At 36.4% G+C, this 16,840-nt stretch carries 11 protein-coding genes; 3 read left to right on the forward strand and 8 right to left on the reverse strand.

The annotated features are described in order from the left end of the window. Window positions 1-63 precede the first annotated feature (63 nt). On the forward strand, window positions 64-1,521 hold the full coding sequence (locus tag C1E24_RS05825) for a tetratricopeptide repeat-containing sulfotransferase family protein (RefSeq protein WP_138479596.1): 1,458 nt from the start codon (window positions 64-66) through the stop codon (window positions 1,519-1,521). Here C1E24_RS05825 and C1E24_RS05830 read toward each other — a convergent pair. Continuing rightward, window positions 1,481-2,386 (reverse strand): alpha/beta fold hydrolase, encoded by a 906-nt coding sequence (locus C1E24_RS05830; RefSeq protein ID WP_431188316.1) that lies wholly within the window; start codon window positions 2,384-2,386, stop codon window positions 1,481-1,483. The two genes, C1E24_RS05825 and C1E24_RS05830, sit on opposite strands and share 41 nt — an antisense overlap. A 121-nt stretch (window positions 2,387-2,507) precedes the next feature. Here C1E24_RS05830 and rlmF point away from each other — a divergent pair, with 121 nt between their 5' ends. Next, entirely contained in the window at window positions 2,508-3,404 is an 897-nt protein-coding gene (gene rlmF / locus C1E24_RS05835) for a 23S rRNA (adenine(1618)-N(6))-methyltransferase RlmF (RefSeq protein ID WP_138479600.1), read from the forward strand. An 8-nt stretch (window positions 3,405-3,412) separates the two neighbouring features. Here rlmF and C1E24_RS05840 read toward each other — a convergent pair whose 3' ends face one another. Together C1E24_RS05840 and C1E24_RS05845 are read right to left on the reverse strand one after the other, a co-directional pair. Beyond that, window positions 3,413-3,994, reverse strand: a complete 582-nt coding sequence (locus C1E24_RS05840; RefSeq protein WP_138479602.1) for a thymidine kinase — start codon at window positions 3,992-3,994, stop codon at window positions 3,413-3,415. A gap of 137 nt (window positions 3,995-4,131) precedes the next feature. After that, complete coding sequence (locus tag C1E24_RS05845) at window positions 4,132-4,326, reverse strand: bacterioferritin-associated ferredoxin (protein WP_138479604.1); 195 nt, start codon at window positions 4,324-4,326, stop codon at window positions 4,132-4,134. 269 nt (window positions 4,327-4,595) lie between these two features. Between C1E24_RS05845 and C1E24_RS05850 the strand changes: the two genes are divergently transcribed. Beyond that, the gene (locus C1E24_RS05850; RefSeq protein WP_138479606.1) at window positions 4,596-9,092 is read left to right on the forward strand and encodes an EAL domain-containing protein; all 4,497 of its coding nucleotides are present in this window, start codon (window positions 4,596-4,598) and stop codon (window positions 9,090-9,092) included. 72 nt (window positions 9,093-9,164) lie between these two features. On the opposite strand, the gene C1E24_RS05855 is transcribed toward C1E24_RS05850, so the two are convergent. From C1E24_RS05855 to C1E24_RS05875, 5 genes are all read right to left on the reverse strand, one after another. Beyond that, window positions 9,165-11,927, reverse strand: a complete 2,763-nt coding sequence (locus tag C1E24_RS05855) for a hybrid sensor histidine kinase/response regulator (RefSeq protein WP_138479608.1) — start codon at window positions 11,925-11,927, stop codon at window positions 9,165-9,167. Window positions 11,928-12,002: 75 nt separating this feature from the next. Further along, window positions 12,003-12,893: a cation diffusion facilitator family transporter gene (locus C1E24_RS05860; RefSeq protein WP_138479610.1), complete on the reverse strand. Its 891-nt coding sequence runs from the start codon at window positions 12,891-12,893 to the stop codon at window positions 12,003-12,005. A gap of 103 nt (window positions 12,894-12,996) precedes the next feature. After that, window positions 12,997-14,331 (reverse strand): nuclease-related domain-containing protein, encoded by a 1,335-nt coding sequence (locus C1E24_RS05865; RefSeq protein ID WP_138479612.1) that lies wholly within the window; start codon window positions 14,329-14,331, stop codon window positions 12,997-12,999. Window positions 14,332-14,418: 87 nt separating this feature from the next. After that, window positions 14,419-15,408 carry a WD40 repeat domain-containing protein gene (locus tag C1E24_RS05870; RefSeq protein ID WP_138479614.1) on the reverse strand — a complete coding sequence of 330 codons (990 nt, stop codon included), beginning with the start codon at window positions 15,406-15,408 and terminating at the stop codon, window positions 14,419-14,421. 11 nt (window positions 15,409-15,419) lie between these two features. Continuing rightward, entirely contained in the window at window positions 15,420-16,337 is a 918-nt protein-coding gene (locus tag C1E24_RS05875) for a WD40 repeat domain-containing protein (RefSeq protein WP_138479616.1), read from the reverse strand. Window positions 16,338-16,840: the final 503 nt, after the last annotated feature.

Here is a 16,840-nt window from a genome sequence, read left to right on the forward strand (position 1 = left end):
TGGCAATAGCTATTTCGCCTTTTTATTTTTATGATTAGTGCAAAGCAATAACTCAAAACAACAATGCTATTACTTAAAAGAGCCAACGAATTATTAGAACAAGGGAAACTCAGAGAAGCTGAGTTTATGTTTAAAGCAGTATTAAAGGAAAATAATAAAATTGGTCCCGCATTATTTGGTCTTGGCCGAATTTGTATGCGCTTAGAAGATTACGACAGCGCCATTTATTATTTAAAACGTGCCTGTGAGCACTTACCTAAAATGCTCGAGCCCCTTTTTGCACTCGCTGATGCATTTATGGCTGTAGGATCTTCTGTTGATGCTAAAACTGTACTCGAGTACACCTTAAGCGTTGCAAGACACAATGCACAAGCACATTATCAATTAGGATTATTCTATTTAGACCACGGTTTTATTGAAAATGCAGAGCGTACCTTTGAAGCTGGCTTAGCGTGCCCGCCCAGTGCGGTTACCGCTTTCATGTTACATGAACTTTCTCAGATTTCAGCCACGAGTAAATTAGAAGCGCATATTGAGAAACTCCACTCATTGTTAACTGAATACGATAACAAGCGCTTAAAAATCGTTGTTTATTATTCCTTAGCAAGATGTAATCACAGATTACAAGATCACACTCAAGCATTTGATTATTTTGGACTTGCTAACGAACTGCAGCTAAGTCTATGTGAGTTTAAAACTGCCGATATGAGGCCTTTCTTTGATGAACTAAAAGAACAATGTTCAGAAGAATTCTTTAGCCAACCCAATGATAAAGTGAAGGCCACATTCACGCCTACTTTTATAGTTGGACTGCCAAGAACAGGTTCTACATTGCTAGAACAAATGCTTGTTCAGCATAGTAACATTGGCAGCATGGGAGAAAGCACAGTCATAAGCGACAAAATTGTACCTTACTTACAGATGCGTAATGAAGCACCTTTTCCTCAATGTCTTCATACATTGACCACATCTATGCTTGACCATTGTCGCAGCTTGTATGTAGATGAAATTAAAAAGCATCGGGTTGGTGAAGAAGTTGTCATTAATAAATTACCAGCCAACTTTCAAAATATAGGACTCATTCAAAAGATATTTCCTGATGCTCGGATCATCCATTTGACCCGTTCGTTTAATGCCAATGCTTGGTCTGTTTATAGTAATCATTTCGCTGAAAACGAACCCTACTTTTGCTCATTAACCGAATATAAGCAGTATGCTGATTTTCAAGAAGAAATGATGGCACATTTTAAACATTGCCTTCCTAGAAACATTTACACCCTCAGTTATGAAGATTTATTAGATGAGACCCCAAAAGAGCTGAATAAATTACTTAATTTCTTGTATCAAAAGTTTGAGCCTGAATGCTTGGAGTTTTATAAATCGAAGCGTCCAGTATCGACACTTAGCAAAGCTCAAGTTAGAAGTCCTTTAAATCAAGGCCCAAGATCAAACTGGCAGGTTTATGAAAAACAAATGCTGACTATACTCGATGCTGAGCAAACCAATCTAACAACTCCTTAAACTGATCGCTGTGAGCATGCGGACTTGTTAGCATATTAATATGGTCATAATCAATTTTATGACCATATTTTTTTCCATATATTCTCAAGTCTTGTATGCCTTTCCCTGACTCTTCAATAAAAGCCTGAATATCAATTGGCTGTGCAAGCGCTTTATCCTTTGTACCTGCGACATGTAAAATAGGTGGTAACGCTATATTTTCTATTGCACTTGCGTAATCAAAACCATCATCACTGTCTATCCAAGGCTTCTTTTTCGCCCACTGCATGCTTTGATAATGTGACTTAACAGTCTCGTTATCACTGCCCCATTTCAATTTGCGCGCATCTAAATAACCTTTGCGTTTACTCAATAGCGGCGCCAATGTGTACCAAATTAAATTGGCTTGTAAGAGCTTGCTTGGGTGGTTGTTAAATAAACTTCTTTTTGTTCCAAAGTAGCCACATGCTGAGACATACTCTTTATGCTCAGGATAACGCGCTAAATAACTATTCAGTAAAACTCCTCCCCAAGAGTGCGCAACCCAAAACTTCGGAAAGTGACCTGTTTGCGCTTTAATAAAATTGAGCATAGTGGGAATATCTTCAAGGATGGCTTCTGTTTGGCCGTATTGAGAGGAAGAAGATATTTTAGGCAGACTTTGTCCACGACCACGTAAATCAGCGACAAAACATTGATAACCTTGCGCCGCTAAAAATGGCGCTAAGCCCTTATTTGACTCTGTGTAGAAAATCTTGCCATTTTCGACAGCACCATGCAGAAAAAAAACAGCATCCCCTTTATTTTCAGGATCATAAATGTGTCTCAGATGAAGAACTTGCTCATTTTCAAAGGGAATAAAGTGTGAATTTTGCGTGATCATGATTTAAGTCTTTTTAACTCATCCTACCAGTTACTGTATTTGATAGCAATTGTCATTTCAACACTATTTAAGCTATTTTAAGAACTCGGTATAATCCACACTTAAATTCAATAAAAGTAATGATATGCACCCAAGAAACGCGCACAAACAAGGCTATGACTTCGATAAGCTCATCAATGTAACGCCTTCATTGAAAAAATTCCTTATTAGAACACCGGCAGGCAAAAAGAGCATAGACTTTAGTAATGCGGATGCTGTCAAATGCTTAAATCAAGCGCTACTTAAACATCATTACAAACTCAATTACTGGAACATATCCGAAGAGTTTTTATGTCCGCCAGTTCCTGGGAGAGCCGATTATATTCATGCGTTGGCAGATCTACTAAAAAACGATAACCAAAATAAAATAGTTAACAATGTTAGAGCACTTGATGTCGGCACAGGTGCGAACTTGATATATCCTATTCTAGGAGAAAAGATATATAGATGGTCATTCACAGCATCGGATATAAACCCAAAAGCATTGGAAAATGCAGAGGATATTCGGGATAAGAATAATTTAACTACCAAGCTTGTTTTGCAAAAAGACAATGAAAAATATTTCCATGGGGTTCTTGAACAAGATCAAACATTGCATGTGACGATGTGCAACCCCCCTTTCCATGACAGTGAACATTCTGCAAATAAAGCCACACAAGAAAAATGGCAGAAGTTAGGTAAAAAACCTAAAAATACACTTAACTTCGGCGGGCATTCACCTGAGCTTTGGTGTAAAGGTGGTGAGGTGTTGTTCATCAGAAAAATGATCAAGGAGAGTAAGCATTATGCCAAGCAATGTGTATGGTTTACTTCTTTGGTATCTAAAAAAGACTCACTAAGTAGTTTAAAGCTTGCTCTTAAGAAAATTGGTGCTGTTGAAGTGAAGGTTGTAAGAATGACTCAAGGTCAAAAAACAAGCCGTTTTATCGCTTGGAGCTTTCAAACTCACTCCGAGCGACAAGCAATTTACAATACTAAATAAAGATATATTTATAAAAGAGACAAGGCTTCTTTATAATGGGTGCGGCAAACTGAAACATATCTATCGTTGCCGCCGATTTCAACCTGATTACCGTCATGAATTGCATTGCCATGCTCATCCGTTCGTAAAACACGGTTTGCTTTTCTACCACAATAGCATATGGTTTTAAGCTCAACTAATTTGTCAGCCCAAGCCAATAAGTACTGAGCACCTTCAAATAACTCACCTTTAAAGTCAGTGCGTAATCCATAACACAATACGGGTATATTCAACTTATCAACAACATCTGTTAAGGCATTAACCTGGGCTTTGCTCAAGAATTGGCATTCATCTACCAACAAGCAATCTAGCTTATTTTCATCGTTTAACCGCTCAACTAAACTAAACACATCTGTTTCTCTGTCATAGATATGTGCATCTGCTTCGAGGCCAATTCTAGAAGCCACTTTCCCTACTCCAGCCCTATTGTCTATGGCGGCGGTAAGAATGAGTGGTGTCATACCTCTTTCTCTGTAGTTAAAGGCAGACTGTAAAAGTGTTGTTGATTTTCCGGCATTCATCGCCGAGTAATAGAAATAAAGCTGAGCCATAATAGAACACTGAAAATAAATGTGAGAGAAAGTCTACATAAAACTCGACTTGAATACTACGGAGGAAAGTTTTCTATGGCATCTAAGAACTAAGGGGGTAGCGTCTGAATTCAAAAACGTCAGTATGCCAAGCCAAATTAGGCAACTTGCTCTGTTATATCGACAATTTCAATCAGCTTCTGGTTTAGTATTTTCTTTGTACAATTTGTACACTTACCGCATTGCGTACCAACACCAAGTTCTTTACTCAAATCACGCATACTTGAAGAACCAGACTCAATCGCCTGTTCAATTTTTGAATCAGTCACACCGTGGCAAATACAGATATACATGAAAGTTGCTCTTTACTTTAAAAACTAGGTGAATTTTATTCTAAACAAAAACAATTATCAATAACAAGCCGTGAATTTAATAAGAATTATTTTCATTGCCGCAACTATCATTAAGAAATGCGGTGTATATATAAGCAGTTAAGAATGTAAAAGTGTATAAATCTAGCTCTACTTAGATGACTATGCTAAATTTATGACCATAATGTTAACTATTGTTTTCGACAAAATTCATAATTTAAAAATTGTGAATGTTTGCTTGGTAGAGTTTAATGCATTTAAAGCCTTACTTTTTTTTTATCATTTCCTTATTGTTTATAAGCTTTAATTCGTTTTCAAATCAGCAAATCTATCGTCTTTCAACAGAAGAAGGCCTTTCTCAAGCGAATGTGAACAACATAGTCCAAGATCCTCTTGGCTATATTTGGATTGCCACTGAGCAAGGCTTAAACCGATATGATGGTATTGATGTATCCCTACCGAAACAAATAAAAAACTTTCTTCACGAACAAATCTTTCATATCAATATGGTAGATGACACTTTTTTGTTCGTATCTACCAGCTTTGACGGCAGCTACCTGATAAATGTTCATACTTTAGAAAAGAAAAAGATTTACTCCGGTAGGTTGTCTGATAGCCAAAGCTTTACTTCTCCAATTAATGCCATACTCAAGGTTGATAAACATTTATACGCTGCAATTAATAATCATGTATATAAGATTAGCCTTGTCAGCTATGAGTCTCAGCTCATAGGCTCCGTTGAAACAGGGCAATCCATTAGAACTTTCTTGTATCATGGCAAACACTTATTAGTAGGCGCCACTGATGGCCTTTATTCTCTATCTGCCGATGCAGAAGTTTTAACTAAGCATACTTTTTTAAAAGAACAAGAAGCCAATGAGCTCAATCAGAATGTAAAGTTATTGAAGCTAGATGAAGAACTTGGCTTACTTATTGGCACAGTAGAGGGCTTATATGCCACACCAATACTTGATGTGGGTTTTGATTATGAACAAACTACAAACCTGATCGCGTCGTTGAATATCTGGGATCATGAATTAACCCCCGCAGGTGAATTTATCGCTACAGAGTTTGGCCTCTATAAATTTAATCGAAAGACAAAAGACCTGACAAAAGCGCTATCCCTAGATGAAACGGAATTTAAGCTGAATCAACCAAACATTCTGGCGCTTGAGCTAGACGCCAATAATGTACTTTGGATGGCAACGCATAATGGGACATATTATTGGCCCTTATCTTCATTAATGTTTAACACAGTCAGCCAAACAGGCTCTGAGTTTATAAACAATAACGTATGGTCTATTTATCAGCTTTCTGACGGTTCGATTTTATATGGTACCGACAATGGTGTTGTGCATATATCGTCTTTAAGTGAGCCTTCTAAGCCAAACTTTTATTTCCAGTCTCTAAATAAAAAGGATGTGTATGGCGCTAATACGGTATACGAGATTTTTCAAACTGACATAGATTCTCAGCTTGTTTATTTGGATACATTTCAAGGATTAAAATTACTAGATCTAGAAACTAAAACAGTAACAAACCCATCGGTTGTAAAAAGCAGCGTAGAAGCACCGTTTGATTCTTTAAATAGCTCCTCGAAACGCATTAATAGTAAACAAATTGCTTTTTTAACTGAAAGCGATTATTACATATACGATACTTCAAACCAAACTGTAGTAACCGTAGAAGGCTTGGCTGAACTGTTACCAATTTCCTCTGCTTACCGCTTCCTTGCTCCCCTTCCTACTAGGCCTGAGGATATAATTATAAGCACAATTAAAGGCTTATATGCATATTCAGTCGATTCGAAGGTCTTAACGCCAATTTTTGAATTTGACAATGCAAACGACAAAGTTTTCCAAGTTATTGATGACTGGGAGATTGTAAACGAAAGTCTTTGGTTAACTTCATCTCACCATGGCTTAATTGAATTAGACTTAGCCACTTTTAAAGTCATTAAATCGCTGAATAAAGACTATGGCTTAGATAAACAAGCTTTGTATGAAGTAATGTCTGATCCTTATGGATTTCTTTGGTTTACGGCTCAATCAGGATTATTTCGCTACGAGTTAAACACTGGATTTCTCGAGAAATACACGATTAAAAACGGCTTGCCAAATAATGAGTTTAATGCAGGCGCCAGTTTAAAACTAAATAATCAAACCTTTGTGTTTGGTACAGTGTCAGGTTTAACCTGGTTAAATACAGAAGACTTTATTGATTACAGTAACATAATCAAAACCCCTTTAAGTGTGACAGACATTAAACTCATGTCTTCAACACTTAATTATAGCCCCTCATTTTTATCAAAAAACCTGCTTAAGTTAGCTCATGACGATGCCGGACTCGAAATAAAATTTACGAATTTTGACTTTACTCACCAACGTATCAGTAAATTTAATGCTCTGATAACAGGTCCTGAAGAGGTGATATTAAATAACTTAGATAGGACTAAGTTATTTTTTCCAAAGTTAGCGCCTGGAAATTACACCTTAACAATAAGCGAAACCAGCTTAGACGGTAACAAGCTTATAGATAGTTTAACTATACCAATAGAAGTCGAGTACTACTTTCTAAATTCTCCAACATCATGGCTTATCTATTTTATTGTCGTGGCCTCACTATTATTGCTTTCATATAGGCAAGGAAAAAATAGACAAACAACCATTCAAAAAGCTCTGTTAGCTGTGACTACCTCAAAGCAACAAACAGAGATGGCGTTAAAATCTACAAAAAGTGGTACCTGGAAGGTCGATCTTACTAAAAAGTTGATTTATCAATACAGAAATAAAACGTCAACTAGAGAGTCTGGGCAGCAAAACGAGTTACAACTTAACCGATTTATCGAACTGGTGCACCCAGAAGATAGACAAAAGGTATCTTCACAGTGGGGTGCTTTATCAGCATCAAAAAACCCAAATATCAATTTAACGTATCGATTACAGAACTTAATCGGAGAATGGTTATGGTTTCAAGATATTGGCCAGGTAACAGAGTGGGATAATGAAGGAAATCCACGCATTGTATCCGGTATTTATTCAAATATTACCGATAGTAAAGCAACTAACTTACAAGCAAGCATATTAGGGCAAGCATTTTCACAAATTGATGAATGGTTGCTCATTTTAGACACCCAGCTTACTCCTATTTCAGTTAACCACAGTTTTTGTGATGCATTTAGCTTAAATGAAAAAAATGCGTTAAATGACTTAACCTTTATGACGTTTACTAAGATATTAGGTAAAAAGAAACTAAGACAGCTTATCGATAAGATTAAGACATTAAATGCTAATCAGAACTTTAAGATGGAATTAACGGTTGAAACGAAAAATCACCTCGTTAAACCAATCCATGTCAGTGTTAACGCCATTGCCAATGATGCTGGCGTGATTGAGCATTATGTTATTGTTATGTCTGATCTAACTGAACAAAAGAAAGCTGAAAACGAGCTGAGATATTTAGCAAATTATGACAGCTTAACTAATCTGCCTAACCGTAATTTAATGTTGCAACACATTGAATTTGCAATATTTGATGCGCAAAATAGCAGCTCGACGTGTGCACTGTTATTCATTGACTTAGACAAGTTTAAGCCGATTAATGATGCCTACGGACATCAAGCTGGTGATAAATTATTAATCAAGATTTCTGAAAGAATAAACGAACTATTACCAGAGCACTGTATTTTGGGCAGGCAAAGCGGTGATGAATTTCTAGTTTTAGTTAAAGATGTGATGACCCCTGAAAGCTTAACCGCTTTAACATCAAATCTTATTTCTGTGTTACCAGAGAAGATTGATTTAGACGGAATATCTGTAAGTGTATCAGCCAGTATCGGCGTGGCACTTTACCCATTTGATGCTAAATCATCAGAAGAGCTAATTCGTCATGCTGATATAGCTATGTTTCAAGCTAAACAACTGGGTCGTAATGGCTATAAATACTTCACAACATCTATGATCGAACAGTATAACCGCAAGATGGTGCTAGAAACCGCCTTGAAAACAGCTTACAAGGACAGTGCTTTCTATAACCACTATCAACCAATCGTTAATACCTCGAGTGGTAAGATGATAGGTGTTGAATTGCTATTAAGATGGCAATTAGAAGGTGAAAATATTTCGCCAACAGACTTTATTCCGATTGCCGAAGAAACTGGGTTAATTGAACTAATGACTGAGCAAGCTCTAAAACGAGCGCTTGTTGAGCTTAAGCCTTTGTTTGATAAAAATGACCAGTTTTATCTATCACTAAACTTATCTCCTATTCATATCATTAGAGCTGAAACGGCTGAGAATTTGTGTAATATTTTGACTTCTTATCAGTTACCAACATCAAGATTAAGGCTTGAAATTACAGAAACCTCGTTAATGGAAGATAAAGAAAAAGCCAAGGCTTCGCTTAATATGTTAAAAGAAGCTGGCTTCAAACTCCTGCTTGATGACTTTGGTACAGGCTACTCTTCACTTACTTACTTAAATCAATTCCCTATTGATATTATTAAAATAGACCAATCTTTTGTGAGAAAAATGGATGAGCAGCATACAAATAAGTCGATTGTAAAAACCATCCACTCACTGGCCCGTAATTTAAATATGTTTTGTATTGCAGAAGGGGTTGAAACACAAACTCAATTAAAATTCTTAACTGACTTGGGTTGCCATTATATGCAAGGTTACTTTTTCTCAAAGCCACTATCTATTGAAGCGCTATTAGAAAAGGATGAGAATAAAACAAGCTGGAGATAACCTACCATTCTTCAGCTTTTAATTGCTAGTTACACTGAAAAGAGCCAACAGCCTTTGAGTTATGCTATTAGGTCATGAGCAAGCTTTTGAGATGTATTTGGAGATAGCTTTATTAAGTAACTCAAACTCAATTGGTTTAGCTACAAAATCATTCATGCCCACTTCTAAACAACGCTTACGGTCATCGTTATAAGCATTTGCAGTAATTGCGATAATATACGGTTCGCCATACTTAGAAGTTTGCTCTCTAATCCTAATAGTGCAATCAAAACCATCTAAAACTGGCATTTGGCAGTCCATAAAAATTAAAGAAACAGGTTTGTCGGCTAACCTTTGCAGTGCTTCTTCGCCATTAGCAGCAGTAAAAACTTGGCAATTAAACTTTGCTAGCATCTTTGTGGCGACAATCTGATTTACCAAATTGTCTTCAACTAACAACACATCTTGACCGTTAAGATCTGCAAGATTCGTCGACTCTTCCGTATTATTTTCTGGTGTAGATACATTGGCAGGTATACATACAACAAAAGTACTCCCAACCCCTTCGATGCTTTCAAGCTCAATTGTTCCGCCCATGCGTTCAGCCAAACGCTTACAAATTGTTAAGCCTAAGCCTGTGCCACCATACTTTCTGGTTGTTGACACATCTGCCTGAGTAAATTCACTAAATAGCAACTGTTGCTGTTGCTTAGAGATACCTATACCAGTGTCTTTTACAGAAATGAGTAAATTATTGTCTCGGTATTCAACTAACAGACTTACCTCACCTTCTTCAGTGAATTTAATTGCATTACTTAACAAATTGTTTATGATCTGCGTCACTCGGAGTGAATCTAACTCTAAAAATTCTGGTAAATCAGATTTAAGCTGGTAACAAAACTTCACTTTCTTTTGAGATACATAAGATCTGTGAATTGCCGATAAATCATCAAATATTTTTGAAGGGCTAATTGCACGAATGTCCAACTTCAAAGCCCCAGCTTCAATCTTTGAGTAGTCTAAAATATCATTTAATATTAGAAGCAAGTTTTTAGCTGATGTTTGAATTATTCCTAACTGCTTTACATCATCTGGGTTTCCTTCGCGCTCATTAATCAGTAACTCTGTTAGACCTATAATACCATTTAAAGGCGTTCTTATTTCATGGCTCATATTTGCTAAAAACTGACTTTTTGCCTTGCTGGCATTTTTAGCATCCTCGACAGCTTCTGTCAGTTTTTTGGTTTTTTCATTAACTTGCTGCTCTAATCTAATATTAAACTCAGTTAGTTGTTCATTCAGTTTTTGGTTTTCTGAATTTGCTTTATCAAGTTTATTAAAGCTGAGTGTTAAATTTTTCGTCAATTGATTGAATTGCTGCTGTAAGGTCAAAATCTCTAAAAAGTCATTGCCTTTCTTATAACCATTTTCACTTTGTTTAGTTGGATCAAACCTATTTATTGCAGTACTCAGAGCGGTTATAGGGGCAACGAGTTGCTTAGTTAATACACCAATTATAAACCGACAAATAATGATAATAATAAGCGTCAAAAATAAAGGAGTAAGTAAAGAATTTATCGTTGTAATATTAACGTGCGCTCTGTCTAAAAAAGTAACGACCGTCCAGCCTAATTTATCAGACTCAAATACTTTCTGATAAAATACAGTTCCATTGTTATCGGTATAAATATCCTGCTGCGAATTGGTTAATGCGGCGTATGTTGTCGCATCAAGAACATCTAAAGTGCTAAACTCATTTTCCATTGAACTGTAAACAACTTGATGTTTAGTATCTAATACGACTAACTCACCTTGATGAGATAATAAAGTCGGTATAAATTGCTCAAAAGACTCAAATTTAAGCGACGCCTCAAGTACGCCAACTAAACTATCATATTCATAAACAGGCACCGACAAGGCCACAATAGGCTCATTACCAAAGCCTCGCCCTTTAAAAACGCTTGAAATATACCCTTCAGGGTGTTTTGGTGCTTCAATGAAGTACTCACGGTCTGCTACGGTAGGAAAATCACCTACAAAACTATCTCCCAACAATTGAGGGTAATAATTCAACACTTCAGCTTCAGGTGATATATAGATACTTGTTCTGAAACCCTCATGCATTTCTACCAACTGCTCTAGCGTTAAGTTGATATCGACACCTTGAGAAATGCTATGTCCACTTATACGAACAGCTCTAAGGTAGCTTTGTAAATAATCATCAATTTGCTTATTAATGTTTTCCGCAGAGTCTAATAACTTAGATTTCACTTCAGACTCTACTCTATTGTAGTGATTATTCGTTAAGACAATCGAAGTCGTCACAATAATAAGTATAACCAGCAAGTTAACTGTTCGATTGAGAATCGAGTAAAGTGGCATTTCTTGCCACCTAGCTTTATTCACAAATAAACTCACTAAATCAACGATTGCTAAACAGACGATCGCATTCACCAAGTATTTAGATACCGCAGTGAAGACAACTAAGTTTGGAAGTTGTAATTGAAAATGGCCAAGAAAATACAGTAAAGGTAATCCGCATATTAACCAAAATAATATGCCTCGGAAAAACATCATTTTGCCTTTTGATAAAGCAAATTGATTCAGCCAAATGACTTCAAGAAGAAAAACAATCGTCGGCCAAGAATGGCCCCACCGATAGAAAATAAATGCTGTAACGATTGTCAGCACCAATAAGCTATGTCTAAAACCAATTGTTACCAATGCGCCAAGCACAAACGCTTGCCCAAATAGAAACTCAGAGTTATCTAAGAACCATAAAGGTAAGAGATTGATAGCACCACCCAAGATACCCAACACAAATGCAAGTAAAATAGGTGAAATTGTTTTATTCAAAGCAAATTTAGACTTGTTTTTTCTATGTATTAATAAAGTAAAATAAAAATCATTCTCTGCCAAGCATTCATTAAGTTAATGTTCAGGGCAATTATGACTTTCTACTTGAAGTACACACTGAGATACACCAAAAGTATTATTTAGTACTTGCTCAACCTGTTCTCGACAGGATTGGTCATGCAAATCAATTGTGCAGTGATGCTTCAAAACAATATGCGCACCAATAGCAACCTCGTCATCGACTCGTGAAATAGTGACGCTGTGTACACTTTCGACATGATCTGTCGTTAAGATTTTTTCTTCTATTTGATCAGAAGTGGGAAGATGCATTTCTTTGGCTAAAATTCCCTTTAAGCAAGTTTTCACTACTTTAAAACCCGTAAACATCACAAACAAAGAAATAAGCATGCTAGATATAATATCAATAACCTGGAAACCAGTGAGGTAAATCAAGATGCTTGCAATAAATGTTGAGACCGTCGATAACAAATCGAAAAATGAATGAAGAAATACAGCATAAACATTGATACTTTCTTTTCGGCCTTTATAAAGTACCCAAGCGGACAAGCCGTGAAATAAAAAACCTAACGCAGCTATCACAGACATAAGATAAGTATTAACCACCTCACCGCTGCCATCGTGATGATGACTTAACCTTTCACTGCCTTCATACAAAATAACGACAGAAATCATCAAATAAAGCATGCCATTAATCAAGCCACCGGTGAATTCTGCTTTTTTATAACCATCGCTGTAGTTTTTAGCTAAGTGAACGGCGACAGAAGAGGCGATGAGCGCAATAAAAAGAGAACTATTATGAACAAACAAATGGCCAGCATCTGCCAATACAGCTAGAGAATTTGAATAATAAGCGCCTGCCAATTGGATCAACATGAAAGTACAGGTAATAGACAGAGCGATTAAAAGACGTCTTCTGGAAGCCTGGTGAGTAGTGATGTCAGTCATTTAAGAAGCGAGTACCTGAGCAAAGAGAAATGATATACAGTCGCAATTGTATCTTAAAATGCAGGCATTGTGCACAAAAATATAGATACAAAACTTAGATATCTTAACTTTCCCACTCAGAATTTTGAGAAGTCTTATCCCCTATTTTGTTCAAAATATCCTTAAAAGGATTACTCGGTTTATATTCACTCAATAAAAGAACAAAATGTGAAATCTGCTCTTCCGTAAACACTTTTTCTTCATAATGCTCGATTTTCGCGAGTAACTGACCTGAATGAAAGACATTATTTGGCATATTCGTTCTGAAGTCTGCTTCTTGATCAAACACTATCAAGCCATGAATGTGCTCTTCAATACCAAAGAGTTGCTTTACACCCGCAAGCTTCATTGGTTGTTGCCTGCTTGGATTTGGAAAATTGTTTCTATCTTTTCCAATCTGCTCTGACCAAACTTCTGATGTCGTATCAGCGTAAATTCGGCCTGTTTGTGACTGGCAACTAATGACAAAAATACCATATGGAGATAAAACAAGCTCATCAATGTCAGCCATGCCACTGGGGATTGGTAAACTGATTTTACTGTACAATGTATAGTCATCAACTGATAAATGTTTCATCAAATACTTATTGACCGCCACGTAACTAAAGTGCCTAGTAAACAGTTTCTTCGCACTGGGAAGTATATATTTAATTGAAAGTAAAAGTAGTAACAATAAAATGAGTAGATACAGGTAATCTTCCACATAGTAAAAAAGCGTATCTAACCCCGTCATTGGAGTTTGATAATCTTGCTCTGTGGCTACATGAGTAGTCGCACCAATTTGCTCAGTTATAGGTTTAGGGTTCTCATTCAACTTACTAGGGGAATTGCTTTGAGTGCTTGTGTCATTTATTTCAGGCGACTTGTTTAACTCAGGACCTTTCGAGTTTGCATTTTGTTGTTCAAGCTCCAAAGCACCACTTTGTTGATTAGGCTCTAGCTGAGTAAGGCTTATATCTTTGTTTTGTTGCCACTGCTGTTCAAACAACTCCTTAAATCTTGTTAATTCGTTATTACAGCGTAATTTATTGATAGAGCTTAGTGGATTAGACAAGCAATAGCTAGGAGCAGTATAAAATGCTTCCCATGCTTGTTGTTTCATGTCATCTGAGAATAACCGTTGTGTTTGTGGTTTAGTTTGAATCTCTTGACTTTTTTTGATTTTTGCAGAATCTGAGAATTCAGTGTGTTGACAAAATGCTTCTAGCCTCTCTTGCAAACGGCCATAACGATTCCCTAGAGATTGAAGCTCAACACCTGTGGCAGTGCCCATCTTCACAGCAATACTTTGATATTCTTTATAAAAGCGAGCACATTGCTCATAAGATAAATTTGACTGAAAAGCGGTTGAGGTAAACGAAATAACAACCAAAAAAAACAACGCGATTCTATTTGACATGTTTGTCCTTCAACTTGTTTAGCCTATTTACCCTTGAAACCTTAAACTACAACTTCATTTTAGAACCAAATTATTAACTTTAGTAGTTTAATTATTTTTTATCAGAGCCCATTCCTGATAAACGCCCTCACTTGTCGTAGTGACAATCTTATTATCCAACGCTTTAATATCCAAATTTGTGCTCCCCAGAGATAAAGTTTCACTATGCCATGTAAATATTTCTTTTCCAGAGTACGTATCCCACAAAGATATATCGGTTTTCGGAGTGGTCGTTATCAATATTCGAGCACCATTATAAAATTGACCACTTCTAAACCATCTGAATCTAGCGGTATAACTTAGTTTAGATAATAATTCTCCATTATCCAGCTTGTGAATTTGTTGATTGTCTAAGACATCCGAAACAAATAGCTTGTTACTCTGCTCATCAATAATGAGTGAACTTATTCTTGTATTCAATTGTTTTGAGTAGCGTTTTTCTAGGTTATTCACTGATGACTTAACGACTTTGCCATCGGTTCCACTCGTTACAACATAACTATCAGCGCTATTGAAATAAATATAGTTAACCGTACCTTCATGTATTTTTTTCTTAATCGATGATTTACTTGCTTTGTTATAAAGAAAAACTGTCCCATCTGTCATGCCAACAGCAATAATCCCACCATAACGTGATAAATTTATTGAAGAGATTTTTGCTAGGGGCTCGTCGCTTTGTACCTTCAAAGTACCAATCTGAGCACTGTGTTCTAAATCCCAAAAATCTACATGATTTGCGCCACTAAGAAGTAGAAGGTTTTCAGATTTTTTGAAAAAAGTAGCCCTTAAGTCTTCAGGTGTTTTTGAAGGAGGCAAAGTAAATATCTTTTGCTTGCTATTAATTTGCCATATATTGACCAGCCTCTTTTCATCTATAACCAATAACTGCTCTAAGTCATCAGAAAATTGTGCTTTATAAACAAGGTGTTGACTAAAGCGATGATTACTTAACTGCTCTACCTCATACTGGATTGGCTCTTCACATCCAACTAAAAGTAATATCAATATCGTGATTACAACCCCTGTAGGTTTTATCATGTAACCTCCCATTACAGTTTATTCAACTGAGTTAGATCCCACTTTTCAACCATTGCATCAGAGTTAACTGTCAGCAATTCCCCTCTATCGTTGCTGTACATTGCCAAAATTGTAGCTGAAGGAGTTTGTACTTCACTCGTCCAAGTCCCTAGTTCTTCTCCCGTTACTGTATCCCAAAATGTTAAGTGGTTTTTAGATGATGAAGTAGCGAGTATACTGGCATAATTAATAAAGTAAGCCTGTCTAAATACCATAAAGCGCGCCATATACTTAAGCTGTACATGCGCATTTTCGCCTTTCTTAGATTTAATTAACTGTGTTTTTAATGCATCAGAAACAAATAAACGCTCTTTTTGTTCGTCCATAGCAAGTGTTGTGATCCTATGGGAGAATTCCTGCTCGGTTAATGGTTCAGGTGAAGCAAAAACACGATGGGCCAACAAACCATCTTGTGATGCTGACCAATAATGATCATTGTCTGTGAACACAATATGGGTGACAGGTCTAGTGTGAGGTTTAAAGCGGTTATTTAATCTTGTAGAAATAGTCGCCATGTTAATGGCGCCATCTGACATACCCACAATTAATTTGTCGTTGTCATTCGAAATTGCAATAGACGATATGGTGGCAAGAGTTTGCAGACCAGCGAAATTTGTTTTTCCAATTAACGCTTTTCCTACAACCGACCATATTGCAACTTCATTTTCATTGGCAACAATCAGTATAGTTCCGTCTGAGGATAGTCTTGCAAGTCTGGTGTTCTCCAATTGCTCTTTTTTAGCGATCTGAAACTCTATTGAAAAATCATTAGCATTTAAAACAACTACTTGCCCATCAAAATCTAATGTCATTAACAATCCACCCTGCTTTGCAAATTGAGCATTGAGTAACTGCCGCTCATTGAGATCTGATATGACACCTTGTTGCAAGACAACCTCTTTATCACAACCAGATAAAGTAATGATGATAAAAATGCAGAAAATTGTGAAATAATGCAAAACAAACCTCAAGATAAAGCCGAAAACCCGACACAGATATGCAATTTTAGTGCTGAAAATAAAGTTAAATTTGAATGATGTGATTGTATGTTTTATGAAGAGATAAAAATAGCTAGAATTTAAACAATTGGTAAATTAAACGAAGAAAGCCAATCTATGAGACTGGCAAAGATTAATGACTTTAGCATTAGCAAAGTTAGCATCATTTATTTTTACGGTTATGTACCTAACTTCTTATTTAAATATTATTGTTAGGAACAACAATGTTTTTGACTCAATCAATGCGAACTTAAATTGAATTCAACAGCAAACATTATGCGTCCTTGCTATATAAACTCCTTGGCCAATCCTTGTTAGTGGATCGCATTTACCTTCCTTGCGAAGTTGCGAGTAATGACCATTCCTTGATTACACTAACCTTTCCTTGATTACTC

The sequence above is a fragment of the Pseudoalteromonas phenolica genome, from assembly GCF_005876835.1.
GTDB lineage: Bacteria > Pseudomonadota > Gammaproteobacteria > Enterobacterales > Alteromonadaceae > Pseudoalteromonas > Pseudoalteromonas phenolica_B.

Excerpts from the sequence above, each read along its gene's own strand:
- C1E24_RS05840 (WP_138479602.1), bottom strand. The coding sequence starts at position 3,994 with ATGGCTCAGCTTTATTTCTATTACTCGGCGATGAATGCCGGAAAATCA.
- C1E24_RS05865 (WP_138479612.1), bottom strand. The coding sequence starts at position 14,331 with ATGTCAAATAGAATCGCGTTGTTTTTTTTGGTTGTTATTTCGTTTACC.
- C1E24_RS05850 (WP_138479606.1), top strand. The coding sequence starts at position 4,596 with ATGCATTTAAAGCCTTACTTTTTTTTTATCATTTCCTTATTGTTTATA.
- C1E24_RS05870 (WP_138479614.1), bottom strand. The coding sequence starts at position 15,408 with ATGATAAAACCTACAGGGGTTGTAATCACGATATTGATATTACTTTTA.
- rlmF (WP_138479600.1), top strand. The coding sequence starts at position 2,508 with ATGCACCCAAGAAACGCGCACAAACAAGGCTATGACTTCGATAAGCTC.
- C1E24_RS05825 (WP_138479596.1), top strand. The coding sequence starts at position 64 with ATGCTATTACTTAAAAGAGCCAACGAATTATTAGAACAAGGGAAACTC.
- C1E24_RS05860 (WP_138479610.1), bottom strand. The coding sequence starts at position 12,893 with ATGACTGACATCACTACTCACCAGGCTTCCAGAAGACGTCTTTTAATC.
- C1E24_RS05845 (WP_138479604.1), bottom strand. The coding sequence starts at position 4,326 with ATGTATATCTGTATTTGCCACGGTGTGACTGATTCAAAAATTGAACAG.